This is a genomic window from Pseudoduganella lutea (genome assembly GCF_004209755.1).
Lineage (GTDB): Bacteria > Pseudomonadota > Gammaproteobacteria > Burkholderiales > Burkholderiaceae_D > Rugamonas > Rugamonas lutea.
In genome coordinates this window covers 5,643,152-5,656,864 of record NZ_CP035913.1, presented here as the reverse complement: position 1 = coordinate 5,656,864, position 13,713 = coordinate 5,643,152, and the positions used below count along the sequence as shown (strand labels likewise).

At 65.6% G+C, this 13,713-nt stretch carries 9 protein-coding genes; 7 read left to right on the top strand and 2 right to left on the bottom strand.

Features of this window, described 5'->3' with window-relative positions; genetic code table 11:
- The first annotated feature begins 76 nt into the window (after positions 1-76).
- From EWM63_RS24060 to EWM63_RS24030, 7 genes are all read left to right on the top strand, one after another.
- The gene (locus tag EWM63_RS24060) at positions 77-859 is read left to right on the top strand and encodes a 3-hydroxybutyrate dehydrogenase (protein WP_130190587.1); all 783 of its coding nucleotides are present in this window, start codon (positions 77-79) and stop codon (positions 857-859) included.
- 298 nt (positions 860-1,157) lie between these two features.
- Positions 1,158-1,919 (top strand): NF038120 family PEP-CTERM protein, encoded by a 762-nt coding sequence (locus EWM63_RS24055; RefSeq protein ID WP_130188787.1) that lies wholly within the window; start codon positions 1,158-1,160, stop codon positions 1,917-1,919.
- Complete coding sequence (locus EWM63_RS32975) at positions 1,916-5,167, top strand: S8 family peptidase (RefSeq protein ID WP_130188786.1); 3,252 nt, start codon at positions 1,916-1,918, stop codon at positions 5,165-5,167. The genes EWM63_RS24055 and EWM63_RS32975 overlap by 4 nt, the downstream gene beginning before the upstream one ends.
- A 480-nt stretch (positions 5,168-5,647) precedes the next feature.
- Positions 5,648-6,460: an NF038120 family PEP-CTERM protein gene (locus tag EWM63_RS24045; RefSeq protein ID WP_130188785.1), complete on the top strand. Its 813-nt coding sequence runs from the start codon at positions 5,648-5,650 to the stop codon at positions 6,458-6,460.
- Positions 6,457-9,678, top strand: coding sequence for a S8 family serine peptidase (locus EWM63_RS24040; RefSeq protein ID WP_130188784.1), 3,222 nt, complete (start codon positions 6,457-6,459; stop codon positions 9,676-9,678). Before EWM63_RS24045 ends, EWM63_RS24040 begins: the two co-directional genes overlap by 4 nt.
- A 165-nt stretch (positions 9,679-9,843) precedes the next feature.
- Positions 9,844-11,169, top strand: coding sequence for a dicarboxylate/amino acid:cation symporter (locus tag EWM63_RS24035; protein WP_371861253.1), 1,326 nt, complete (start codon positions 9,844-9,846; stop codon positions 11,167-11,169).
- A gap of 280 nt (positions 11,170-11,449) precedes the next feature.
- A complete protein-coding gene (locus EWM63_RS24030; protein WP_130188782.1) occupies positions 11,450-12,277 on the top strand; it encodes a hypothetical protein in 828 nt (275 codons plus the stop codon).
- Between the two features lie 62 nt (positions 12,278-12,339).
- Here EWM63_RS24030 and EWM63_RS24025 read toward each other — a convergent pair whose 3' ends face one another.
- Both EWM63_RS24025 and EWM63_RS24020 read right to left on the bottom strand, forming a co-directional pair.
- Positions 12,340-12,990: a 3-oxoacid CoA-transferase subunit B gene (locus tag EWM63_RS24025; protein ID WP_130188781.1), complete on the bottom strand. Its 651-nt coding sequence runs from the start codon at positions 12,988-12,990 to the stop codon at positions 12,340-12,342.
- Between the two features lie 10 nt (positions 12,991-13,000).
- On the bottom strand, positions 13,001-13,699 hold the full coding sequence (locus EWM63_RS24020; RefSeq protein WP_130188780.1) for a CoA transferase subunit A: 699 nt from the start codon (positions 13,697-13,699) through the stop codon (positions 13,001-13,003).
- Positions 13,700-13,713 lie beyond the last annotated feature (14 nt).

Here is a 13,713-nt window from a genome sequence, read left to right as displayed (position 1 = left end):
GCAGCACCCGGAACCTGCGGCATTGCCGCCATCAACTATGGAGCGAACCATGAGCAGCACACCTTCGAACGGGCAGATCCTGTCCGGCAAAACGGCCCTGGTGACGGGGTCGACGTCCGGCATCGGCCTGGGCATCGCGCGCGCCCTGGCGGCGCAGGGCGCCAATATCATGTTCAATGGCTTCGGCAATGCCGACGACATCGCCACCCTGCTCTCCTCCACGGCACAGGAATTCGCCGTGCAGACCGTACACCACAACGCCGACATGAGCAAGCCGGCCGAGATCGAGGCCCTGTTCGCGTACGCGACCGAACAATTCGGCGGCATCGACGTGCTCGTCAACAACGCCGGCATCCAGTACGTGGCCAACGTCGAAGACTTCCCGGTCGACAAATGGGATGCGATCATCGCCATCAACCTCACGTCCGCCTTCCACACCTCGCGCCTGGCGCTGCCGCGGATGCGGCAGCAGAACTGGGGCCGCATCATCAACCTCGCCTCGGCGCATGGCCTGGTGGGCTCGGCCGGCAAGTCCGCCTACGTGGCGGCCAAGCACGGCCTGGTGGGCCTGACCAAGGTGACCGCGCTGGAAACGGCGCGGACCGGCGTCACGGTCAACGCGATCTGCCCCGGCTTCGTGCTGACGCCGCTGGTGCAGAAGCAGGTCGACGACCTGGCCGCCCGCGACGGCCTGTCGAACGAGGATGCCAAGCGTGCGCTGCTGGCCGACAAGCAGCCGTCCGGCGACTTCGTTACGCCCGAACAGCTGGGCGGCCTGGCGGCATTCCTGTGCAGCGACGTGGCCAACGAAGTGCGCGGCGCCGCCTGGAACGTCGATGGCGGCTGGGTGGCACAGTGACCGAATAAAATCCTTGCGGCCGCCTCGCGGCCGCATTTTCGACAGGCGTCGATAGCGCTATCGAAGCTTTTTTGCAACAGTCTCGCAGATCCTTGGCGCCAGTGCTCCTACTAGGGACAAGCCTACGTCGTTTTGTCCCGATATCCTTCCACGGAATTTAATTCTGAAATATTTCAACGCATCGTCGTAACCCTTGAGTTAGCATAATTTTACCTGATAGCGCTATCAACAACCTCTCCAAAAGAGGGCGGCAGCGCAGTAAACCAGGGCTCCTCTTCAACCAACAGGGTATGACGCAATGAAAACAACTTCACGCAACACCCTTCGTCCGGACTGGCGTCACGTCGCGCCGGCTTTGCTGGCCTGCGCGGCGGCGCTATCCGCGCCGGCCGCGCAGGCGGACGTGATCGACTTCGAACAGATCGTTAGCCACAGCTCGCAAGCCGATAGTTCGGTCTACCTCGGCGGCGACACGTTTTCCACGAACGGCTTCCTGGCCGAGGTCGCGGACAGCGACTATGTGCAGAGCTTTCCCGACTATGAACCTGGCCTGGCCGGTGCCACGGTGGCCGAGAGCGAGTACACCTGTACGCGGCTGGCATGCCCCCCTCCCCTTTCGCAGTACTACGCGGGCTTGAACGACGGCTCGCTCACGCTTTCCCGCGGGGACGCGAGCGCCTTCCGCGTTTCCGCGCTGAGCTTCGGTGCCATTGCACCCCGTGACGCGAACGAACTGCTGCCGTTTGGCCAGCTGCGCATCACCGGAACCCGCCTGGACGGCAGCACGCTGACCGCGGCGACCGACTTCCCCGCGCTGTACGACTGGAGCGAGTGGACACTGAACTCCACCTTCGCCGCTACTGTCTTCACCCGCATCACGATCGATGCATGTACGTACACGGCCGCAAGCGAATGCCTGAACGGGGAGGACATGCTGAACCTGTCGCAGTTCGCGCTCGACGACGTGCACGTAAGTGCCGTTCCCGAACCGTCGACGGTCGTGCTGCTGACTGCTGGCCTGCTGCTGGTGGCCGCGCGCCGCCTGGGAGGCCGGGCATGAAGCGCGCCTGGCTCCCCCTCCTCGTCCTCGCTCTGGGCGCCCTGCCCGCTGCCGAATCCCTGGCCCAGAAGGCCAAGCCGGTGCGCCGGGCCTACATCGTGCACCTGGCCGAGAAGCCGGCCGCCAGCTATGAAGGCACCATCGCCGGCCTGCGTGCGACGCGTCCGGCCATCGGCGCCAAGCTGGACCCGCGCTCGACCAGCGTGGCGCGCTATGCCGGCTTCCTGAAGCAGCGCCAGGCAAGCGTGCTGTCCGCGTTCCGGGGCGCCAAGGTGCTGCACAGCTACCAGCTGGTCTACAACGGTTTCTCCGCGCTGCTGACCGACAGCGAGGCGAAGGCACTGCGCAAGACGAGCGGCGTGCTGGCCGTGATGCTGGAAACCCCGCGCAAGCTGGACACCCACTACACGCCCGCCTACCTGAACCTCGACGGTCCCGGCGGCGTCTGGAGCCAGCTGGGCGGCAGCGACAAGGCGGGCGAGGACGTCATCATCGGCGTCATCGACACCGGCATCTGGCCGGAGCATCCCGCGTTCGCCGACCGCGTCGACGCGGAAGGTCGCCCCAGTACCGATCCCGCCGCCACGCTGGCCTACGGCCCCGCCCCGGCACGCTGGAAAGGCAGCTGCCAGGCTGGCGAAGGCTTCACGGCGAGCCATTGCAACAACAAGCTGATCGGTGCGCGCTTCTACAACGAAGCCCTGCTGGCCCAGGGCTTCGATATCTACTGGAGCGAGTTCCGGTCGCCGCGCGACGGCCTCGCCGTGGAGCCGCGCTCCGGCTTCGGCCATGGCACGCATACTGCATCGACCGCTGCCGGCAACCACAATACCCTACCCACGCTCGATGGCGTTCCCGTCTCCGCAGCCTCGGGGATAGCGCCCCGCGCGCGCGTGGCTGCCTACAAGGTGTGCTGGAGCTTTTCGCAGGCCGGCTCGCCCGATGTCATGGAAGCTACGTGCATGCCGGGCGACTCGGTGGCGGCCGTCGAACAGGCGGTGGCCGACGGCGTGGACGTGCTGAATTTTTCCATCGGCGGCTACCTGACGGTGGACGACCCGGTCGACCAGGCGTTCCTGGGTGCCGCCAGCGCGGGAGTATTCGTCGCCGCCTCGGCGGGCAACAGTGCGCCGTATATGTCAGCCGCGCACCTGGTTCCCTGGGTGACGACGACGGCGGCGGCCAGTCACGACAAGAGCACCGGCGCCGAGCTGCAGGTCACGGACGGGCCGCGCTTCGTGGGCGGCTCGCTCAACAAGGCGTCGCTGCCGCCCACGCCGTTCGTGCTGGCGCGCCATGCGGGCCTGGTACCGTTCGAGGAACTGAACGGCACAGACCAGGGCGCCCGCGCCACCTGCGCGAGCCCGGAAGAGGCGGCCCAGCAAGGGGCCGGCGCCGCCGCCGCGATCGAACCGGCCCGGGTGGCCGGCAAGGTGCTCGTCTGCGAAGGTGGGCTGACGTCGCCGCTGGCCAAGAGCGTGGCCGTAAAAGGCTATGGCGCGGCGGCCATGGTACTGGCCGAGTACGACAAGGGGCCCAGCTACGTGCAGTACGCTGTGCCCACCGTCGACCTGGTGCTGGAAGATGGCATCGCCCTGGGCGAATACCTGATGGCGCATCCGGAAGCCACGCTGTCGATGTCGGCATTCGGCTTGCACGAGAACCCGGCGGCGGCGCCCATGGTCACCAGCTTCTCCTCGCGCGGCCCGAACATCGCCGCGCCCGGCGTGATGAAGCCCGACCTGGCGGCGCCCGGCCTGGAAATCCTGGCCGGCACCACGCCGGGCGGCGACCAGGCCACGTTCGACCGCATCGCCGCCAGCGGCGCCACGCAGGCCGACACGCGCTGGCGCTTCCACACCGGCACGTCGATGGCCAGCCCGCACGTGGCCGGCCTGGCCGCCCTGCTGCGCCAGCAACACCCGGACTGGTCGCCCGCGGCGATCAAGTCGGCCATGATGACGACCGCACATCAGACGCAGGACGACGGCCAGGCGGGCACCGGGAACGGCAAGCTGCCGTGGGGCCAGGGCGCCGGTCTCATGCAGCCGGCGCTGGCGGTCGATCCGGGCCTCGTGTACGACGCCGACACGCGCGACTGGCAGCGCTTCCTGTGCGGCCTCGAAGCGGCCTCGATCCTGGCGAGCGACTGCGCCAGCATCGGCCGGGTGGCCGACACGGACCTGAACCAGCCCGCGCTGACAGTGCCGGCGATCGGCGACACTGAAGTGGTGACCCGCACCGTCACCAACGTAGGCGACGCGCCGGCGACGTACTCGGCCACGGCGGACCTGCCGGGCTTCGACGTCAGCGTGGCACCCGCCCAGCTGTCGCTGGCACCAGGCGAGAAAGGCACGTTCTCCGTCACGCTCAAGCGCACCACCGCGCCGAACCTCGCGTGGCAATACGGTTCGCTGGTGTGGAGCGATGGCACGCACCGCGTGCGCAGCCCGCTGCAGGCGTACACGATGGCGTTCAACGCGCCGGATTGGATTCAAGAGCCGATCCCGAGCGGCAAGAAGCTGTTCCCGATCCAATCCGGCTCGGGTGCGCGCGTGAAGGTCGAGATCAGCGGCCTGGTCGAGGCACAGCGCGACATCCTCTCCCTGCGCGGCGCAAGCGGCCCGGACTACGGCCTCGCCGAATGCCTGGCCGGTGGCAGCGAACGGGTGGCGATCAAGAAGTTCACGGTGCCGGAAGGAACGCTGGGCTTCCGCTTCGGTGCCTTCTCGAGCGATTCTTCCAGCATGCCGGACGGTATCGACTTCCTGACCTTGCTCGTCATCGATCCGCACCGGCAACTGGCAGGGATGGGATCGTGGATGTACAGCCCGACGGTGTCCACCAGCAATCCGGAACCGGGCGAATACACGATATGCGTGTCGAGCGAAGGCCCGCGCGACCCGAACGGCATCCAGTTCGTCCTGTCCAGCTGGATCATCGCGCCGGGCCAGGATGCGGGCAATGTGCACGTGACGTTGCCGGCGCGGCTGAACAAGGACGGCACCGGCACGGTGGCGCTGGCCTGGAACGGCCTGGACAACACGAAACGCTATTTCGGCATGGCCAGCTTCATCATCGATGGCCGCACGGAAAAGCTGACGGAGCTGTTCATCGATGCCGAGCGTCCCGAGGGCCTGCCGCTGGTACCGGGCCGCATCCTGAAACAGCCGCCGCAGGCTAACCCGCGCCGCGGCCCCGTCAAGGGAGCACGCTGGCCCGGCGGCACGACGGCAACAGGACAGTAAGCCATCACCCGGCGAGCTACGGCAATAATCAACAGGCAGGAACCGCATTGTGGGTTACCCGTCAAGGGGAACACCACAATGCGGCGGATCAGCCTGGTGACAAGGTTCCGGCCGCGACGTCAAACACCGCCCGGCAGGCAGGGCAACTGGAAATAATCGGGAGCAACAGCGCGGTCGGCCGCGCTTCCCACGCACGCGCCTGCTCACCCGTAATAATGTTCTTTTTCGGCGGTCCTGCTAGCGCTATCGTAAATTTTTTACAACATCTGCATAGACATTATCCCCTTGCGATTTAGCAGTAAGCGCCGGATTTTGCTCGACAAAACTGAATTCGCGCCAAATTTTCCATTAAAACTTTGGCACGTATTTACACCCGATCTGCGCTAGCATTAAAGCACCGCTGATAGCGCTATCAGTCCGAACTTTGTTAGGTTTTCAGGTGGCGCGGCGGTCGCTCTCCTCCACTTACAGGAATAACCCATGACCAAGCTATCGACTTCCCGCACTGCCGCGCCGCCAGGCCGGCGCATCCTCTCCGGTATCGGCCTGCTGGCCTGCGCTGCCGCGCTGGCCGCATCCGCCACGCCCGCCGCCCAGGCGGCCACCATTGGTTTCGACAATGTCAGCAATATCGTCACGCCGGCACTGCCCGCGGACAGCCCGCTGTACAACGGCGGCGACGCCTTCACGACCGACGGATTCCTCGCGGTGGTCGCGGACAGCGCGTTCGCCCAGTCCTTCCCAGGCTATGAGCCCGGCCTGGCCGGCGCCGTCGTCGGTGCCGAGCAGTGGTCGGCGTGCACGTTCCTGGCCTGCCCGTTCGGCGACACTTCGTACTATGCGGGCCTGAACGACGGCTCGCTCACACTGTCGCGCGAAGACGGCACTGCCTTTCGCCTGACGGCGCTGACATACGCCGGCATCGCCCCGGAAATCGAAGAGGGTGGCGCCCACAGCATTGGCCAGTTGCGCCTGTGGGGCACCACGTCGGCAGGATCGGTGATCACCGCGACGGCCGACCTGCCCCAACTGCATGCCTGGGCCGACTGGACACTGGACAGTGCGTTTGCCGGCACCACCCTGACCAGCCTGCGCATCGACGCGTGCACCTACACCGCGGCCGGCGAGTGCCTGAACGACGGCACGCTGCTGAACGCCTCGCAATTCGCGGTCGGCAGCCTGAGCGTCAGCGCCGTGCCCGAGCCGTCGGCACTAGCCATGCTGGCCGGCGGCCTCGCCCTGCTGGGCACGGCAAGCCGCGCGCGCCGCCGCCGCAACGGAGGCCGCGCATGAGCCCCCGCTTCCTGATCCCCGCCCTGCTGCTGTGTGCGACCGGGTCCGCGCTGGCCGCTGAACCGGCACGCCGGGCCTATATCGTGCAGCTCGCCGACAAGCCTGCCGCCAGCTACGAGGGCGGCATTGCGGGTCTGGGCGCGACGCGCGCCATGCCGGGCAAGCAGCTCGACGCACGCTCCAGCGGCGTGGCACGCTATACCGGTTTCCTGCGCCAGAAGCAGCAGGCGCTGCTGGCCAAATACCGTGGCGCCCGCGTACTGCACAGCTATCAGCTGGTCTACAACGGCTTCTCGGCGCTGCTGACGCAAGCCGAGGCCCGCACGATGCGGCAGCAGCCCGGCGTGCGCGCCGTGATCGCAGAACAGCCGCGCAAGCTCGACACGCACCACACCCCCAGCTTCCTCGGCCTGGACCAGCCGGGCGGCCTGTGGAGCCAGCTGGGCGGCAGCGCCAAGGCCGGCGAGGACGTCGTCATCGGCGTGATCGACACCGGCATCTGGCCCGAGCACACGGCGTTCGCCGACCGCGTCGATGCCGACGGCAAGCCGACCCACGCCGCCTCCGGCACGCTGGTCTACGGCGCGCCGCCGGCATCCTGGCAAGGCACCTGCGAAACCGGCGAAGGTTTCACGGTGGCCGCCTGCAACAACAAGCTGATCGGGGCACGCTCGTTCAGCGCGGGCAGGCTGGCGGAAGGTGCGCGCCTGCACTCGAACGAATTCCTCTCGCCCCGCGACGGCATCAATATCCCCGGTTCGGGCCGGGGCCACGGCACGCACACGGCATCGACCGCCGGAGGCAACCATGGCGTGGCGGTGGCGCTCGACGGCGTACCGGCGGGCGCCGCGTCGGGCATGGCGCCGCGCGCCCGGATCGCCGCCTACAAGGTGTGCTGGACCCACACGCTGCCGGCCTGGCCGGAAGACGTGAAGACCAACTGCATGCCGAGCGACTCGGTGGCCGCGATCGAACAGGCCGTGGCCGATGGCGTCGACGTGCTGAACTTCTCGATCGGCGGCTCCTGGATGATCGACGATCCAGTCGACCAGGCGTTCCTGGGGGCCGCCACCGCAGGCGTTTTCGTGGCCACGTCGGCGGGCAACGAGGGGCCGTATCTTGCGGTGGCGCACTCCGTGCCGTGGCTGGCGACCGTGGCCGCGACCAACCATGACAAGGTGACCGGCGCGATACTGAAGGTTGCCGGCGGTCCGATCCTGATCGGCGGATCGCTGAACCGCGCGCCTTTGCCGCCAACCCCCTTCATCTTCGCGCACAACGCGGGCAGCAAACCGTTCGACCAGTTGTCGGACGCGGACCGCTACGCCCGCGCGATGTGCTTTTCCGAAGCGGACGCGAAAGCTAACGGTGCCGGGCCGGACGGCCTGGTGGATCCGAAGCTGGTGGCCGGCAAGGTGCTGGTCTGCGAAGCCGGCGCCATCGAGCCGAAGGCCAAGAGCGTGGTGGCGAAGGCCGCCGGCGCCGCCGGCATGGTACTGCTGCAGTTCAACGAGGCGCCGCATCATGTCGACTACGCCGTGCCGACCGTCGACCTGCTGCCGGTCGACGGCGAAGCGCTGGTGCGCCATCTGGCGGAACATCCCGATGCGCTGCTGGAAATGTCGGCCTTCGGCATCCAGGACAACCCGCTGCCTTCGCCTTCGGTCGTGCGGTTCTCGTCACCCGGCCCGAACATCGTGGCACCCGGCGTCATGAAGCCCGACCTGGCGGCGCCTGGCCTCGAGATCCTGGCCGGCATCACGCCCCGCGGCGACCAGCAGTACCGCGACGGCATCGTGAAGGCCGGCACGGCCCCCGATTCGGCGCGGTTCGGCTTCCATACCGGTACGTCGATGGCCAGCCCGCACGTGGCCGGCGTGGCGGCGCTGCTGCGCCAGCGGCATCCCGGCTGGTCTCCCGCGGCGATCAAGTCGGCGCTGATGACGAGCGCGTCGCAGACCCCCGAAGGCGAATTGACCGGGGCCCTGTCCGGTACATTGCCGTGGGGCCAGGGTGCCGGCTTCGTGCAGCCGACCGCCGCCAGCGATCCGGGCCTCGTCTACGACGCCGGCCAGCTCGACTGGCAGCGCTTCCTGTGCGGTACCGAGTCGATCTCCGTGCCAGCCGAGACTTGCCGGACGGTCGGCGCGACGCCCGATACCGACCTGAACCAGGCGGCACTGACGGCGCCTTCGGTCGCGGTCAGCGAAGTGCTGAAGCGCACGGTGAAAAACGTCGGTGCCACCGCCGCCACCTACCGCGCGGAAGCGCAACTGGACGGCTTCGACGTTGCCGTCAGTCCGGCCGAACTGACGCTGGCACCGGGCGAAACGGGCAGCTTCACGGTCACGCTGACGCGCACCACGGCAGAGAACCTGGCCTGGTCCTACGGCTACCTGGAGTGGAACGATGGCGCGCACCGTGTACGCAGCCCGCTGCAGGCGCGCGCAATGATCATCGATGCGCCGAACTACCTGATCGCCGACCAGCGCACCGGCCGCAAGCTGATTCCGATCACTGCCGGGTCCACCGCCAAGCTGAAGGTGAACGTCAGCGGCCTGGCGCCGCCAAGCAAGGAGGTGATGACGGTCCAGGGCGCGATCGAGGCGAACGCCGCGCTGGCGGCCTGCCTGGCCGGAGGCAACGAGCAGGTGGTGGCGAAAACGGTGTCGATCCCGGCCGGCACGCTGGCCGCACGGTTCGCCGTGTTCGGTTCGGACTCGCTGGCCGGCAGCCAGGGCTGGAGCGACTGGCTGAACCTGTTCGTCATCGATCCGCACCGGCAGCTGGTCGGCTACGTGCCCTCCAGCGGAAACGGCTCGGCGGCAACCACCTACCCGGAACCGGGCGAGTACACCGTCTGCGTGGCCAGCGAAGCGCCGCACGACGGCGTCAGCGCCACCTTTGCGCTGTCCAGCTGGGTCATCGGGCCGGGGCAGGATGCCGGCAACCTGCGCGTCTCGGCACCGGCCGTGCTCGGCAAGGGCAGCACCGGCACGGTGGGCATGACGTGGAGCGGGCTCGACGAGGGCAAGTACTATTACGGCGTGCTGGCGTACCAGCTCAACGGCCGGACCGAGCTGGTGACGCAGCTGGCGCTGGATCCGATCGTGCCGGAAGGCTTGCCGCAGCGGGCCTTCCCGATGCTGAAGTCGGCGCCCGTCACGCCGCCGCCCGGCGGCGCGGCACTGCGCGAAGCGCTGTCGACCGTGCATTGAGTGCGCCATGGCGTAGTGGCGGCAAGCGGGCATGCAGATAGCAACTAGGTAGTAACCGCATTGTGGTTATCCCTGATAGGGGAAACCACAATGCGGATAATCACAATGGTGATATCTGAGATGGTTTGCAATGATGGGAGCACTGGGAAGCCAATGGAGACTCCAATCATGAAAAAACCGTTCTATAAAATCCTGTACGTACAGGTGCTGTTCGCCATCTTCATTGGCGTGCTGCTCGGCATTTACCTGCCAACCGATGCCGTGGCCATGAAACCGCTGGGCGATGGCTTCATCAAGCTGATCAAGATGATCATCGCACCGGTGATCTTCTGTACCATCGTCTCCGGCATTGCCGGCATGCAGGACGTGAAGAAGATCGGCCGCGTCGGCGGCAAGGCACTGCTTTACTTCGAGATCGTCTCCACGTTCGCGCTGGTGATCGGCCTGTTCGTGGCCAACATCGTCCGGCCCGGCGACGGCTTCAATGCCGATCCCGCCACGCTCGACACGAAGGCGATCGCCCAGTACACGGAGAAGGCTTCCCACCAGACCACCACGGACTTCCTGCTGCACATCATCCCGAACACCGTCGTGGACGCGTTCGCCAAGGGTGACATCCTGCAGGTGCTGCTGATCTCGGTGCTGTTCGGCTTTGCGCTGTCGCTGCTGGGTGAACGCGGCAAGCCGCTGCTGAACATCATCGATGAAGCGGGTGCCGTCGTCTTCGGCATGGTCAACATCATCATGAAGGTTGCCCCGATCGGCGCATTCGGCGCGATGGCGTTCACCATCGGCAAATATGGCCTGGATTCGCTGGTGCCCCTGGCCAAGCTGATGGGCTCGTTCTACCTGACCTGCTTCATGTTCATCTTCATCGTGCTGGGCGCGATCGCCAAGTTCACCGGCTTCTCGATCGGCCGCTTCATCGCCTACATCAAGGAAGAACTGCTGATCGTGCTGGGCACCAGCTCGTCGGAAAGCGCGCTGCCTTCGCTGATGAAGAAGCTGGAAAAGCTGGGTGCCTCGAAGCCCGTCGTCGGCCTCGTGGTCCCGACCGGCTACTCGTTCAACCTGGACGGTACCAACATCTACATGACGATGGCCGCCCTGTTCGTGGCCCAGGCTACCAACACCGAGCTGACGCTGATGCAGGAACTGACGATCCTCGGCGTGGCGATGCTGACCTCGAAAGGTGCATCGGGCATCACCGGCGCCGGCTTCATCACGCTGGCCGCAACGCTGGCCGTGGTGCCGACGATCCCGGTGGCCGGCATGGCGCTGATCCTCGGTATCGACCGCTTCATGAGCGAAGCCCGCGCCCTGACGAACTTCATCGGCAACGGCGTGGCCGCCCTGGTGGTGGCCAAGTGGGAAGGCGAGCTGAACATGGATACCCTGAAGCGCGAGCTGGCCAACCCGTCCACCCCGCACGAGCCGCTGGAAGAGACCAAGCACGGCGAAGACATGCCGGTGCCGGCGCCCTTCAAGTAAGCCGCTGGCGTTCGACGACAAACGGCCCCGCCCCGCGGGGCCGTTTGTCGTTTACCGTTTGCAGCTTTCCTTTCACGACATGATGCTTGTGACAATTGGTGAGCTTCCCCGCCCCGCCGGGCTGCTATATTGCTGGCCCGCTCCACTGTATTTCCATATATTTGGTCTCACCCGCTCCGCCGTCTGCTGCCATCGAGAGACTGTGGGGTTACGTGGGCTATTCAGCGAGATAGGTACGTGATGGCTGGCGTTACGGCGGTTCCGCCTGCAGCTACGACTCGTGAAGGAAGCAATAGTGCAATGCGCGACACCCGCCACGACCGCCGATGAAAATACGCTCAAACAACGAAAAGGAATACTTATCGTGAAGGCTGTTCAGATCACTTTACCTGTATTGTTACTCTGCAGTGCATTCCCGGCTTTGGGGTCTGACATCGCGGGCATTCCGTTGGGCAGTACGCTGGCAGAGGCAAGAGCTGGCATGAGCCGCGCCAATTCCGCGCTAAAATTTTCGCCGTTAAAACACACTACTGGAAAAGAGGTAGGCATCACGGCGAAAACTCTCGATCAGATGCCAGGAACGGGCATCACAGATCCCGGAGGCCCTTCCGACGGATTCGTCGCCCTTCAAAGCGACAGCGGTAAAGTATATTTTCTGGCACGGGAGCAGAGATTGCCGACAGGCTCGCGGATCCGGAAGGATGTGCTGGAATCGTCGCTGAAAGAAAAATTCGGCGACTCGTCCTATCCGGATAACAATCCGATGCTGAAGGGGAGAAGCGTGTCCCTCCACCAGGAATTCGACCGCCAAGGCAAGCTGTATGTCGGTCCGCCAATCGGAGGCCCCTGCGCAGGCATAGGCTGGGACAGCACAGCCGTCCCCGGATCGACCATCACTGCACCGCGGAGCTTCCCCCCAGCTTGCGGCAAGATGGTCATCGCGAGAGGGCTCATCCAGACTGACGGCATGGTCCCCATGTATTCAGTCATGATTCTCGATGCAAAATCCATCTTCGATGAACTCAATGGCAAGGCAGTAGTCACCCAGAGCGAACAGAAAAGGCGACTTGAGCAGGAGCGTGCCAAGGCCGTCAAACCTCAACTTTGATCCCGTAAAAAAGCCTTCCCGGCCATGCGCCGGGAAGGCTTCCAGAAGCTGACGCCGCACGGTCAGACGGCCGAAAAGTCCAGTTCCACGCCGGTAGCGGCGGCGATCTGCTCCTGCGTCACATCCGGCGCGAGTTCGATCACTTTCAGGCCCGTGCCGGTCACTTCCAGCACACCCAGGTCGGTGATGACGAGGTCGACGACGCCCACGCCCGTCAGCGGCAGGTCGCACTGCTTCAGGAGCTTGTGCGACGTGGTGCCATCCTTCGCGGTGGCCACGTGCTCCATCAGCACCACCACTTTCTTCACGCCGGCCACGAGGTCCATCGCGCCGCCCATGCCCTTCACCATTTTGCCGGGGATCATCCAGTTTGCCAGGTCGCCCTTTTCGGACACCTGCATCGCGCCCAGGATGGCGAGATTGATCTTGCCGCCGCGGATCATGCCGAACGAATCGGCCGAGCTGAAATACGCGGAGCCGGGCAGTGCCGTCACGGTCTGCTTGCCGGCGTTGATCAGGTCGGCGTCGACTTCGTCGTCCGTCGGGAACGGGCCGATGCCGAGCAGGCCGTTTTCCGATTGCAGGAACACCTCGATGTCGGAAGGTACGTAGTTCGCCACCAGGGTGGGCAGGCCGATGCCCAGGTTGACGTAGAAGCCGTCCTGCAGCTCCTTTGCCGCGCGCGCGGCCATTTGATCACGAGTCCATGCCATGTTCTTCTCCTCAGGCGGCGCGCACGGTGCGCTGTTCGATGCGTTTTTCCGGATGGGGGTTGTGCACGATGCGGTGCACGAAGATGCCGGGGGTATGCACGGCGTCCGGATCGATCTCGCCGATCTCCACCAGTTCTTCCACTTCCACGATCGTTACCTTGCCGGAGGCCGCCACGTTCGGATTGAAGTTGCGCGCCGTCTTGCGGAAGATGAGGTTGCCGGCCTTGTCGGCCTTCCAGGCCTTGACCAGCGCGACATCGGCGACGAGGCTCTTTTCCATCACATACTGCTCGCCGTCGAACTCGCGGATTTCCTTGCCCTCGGCGACGATGGTGCCCACGCCGGTCTTGGTAAAGAACGCCGGGATGCCGGCGCCGCCGGCACGCAGCTTCTCGGCCAGCGTGCCTTGCGGCGTGAATTCCAGTTCCAGTTCGCCGGCCAGGTACTGGCGCGCGAATTCCTTGTTCTCACCTACGTAGGATGCGATCATCTTCCTGATCTGGCGCGTTTCCAGCAACTGGCCGAGACCGAAGCCATCGACACCGGCATTGTTCGAGATCGCCGTCAGGCCCTTGACGCCGGAATCGCGCAACGCGAGGATCAGCGCTTCGGGAATGCCGCACAGGCCGAAACCGCCGACAGCGATGGTCTGCCCATCCTGCACGACGTCGGCCAGCGCCGACTGCGCATCCGGATAAACTTTATTCATTGTGCCCCCTTCCA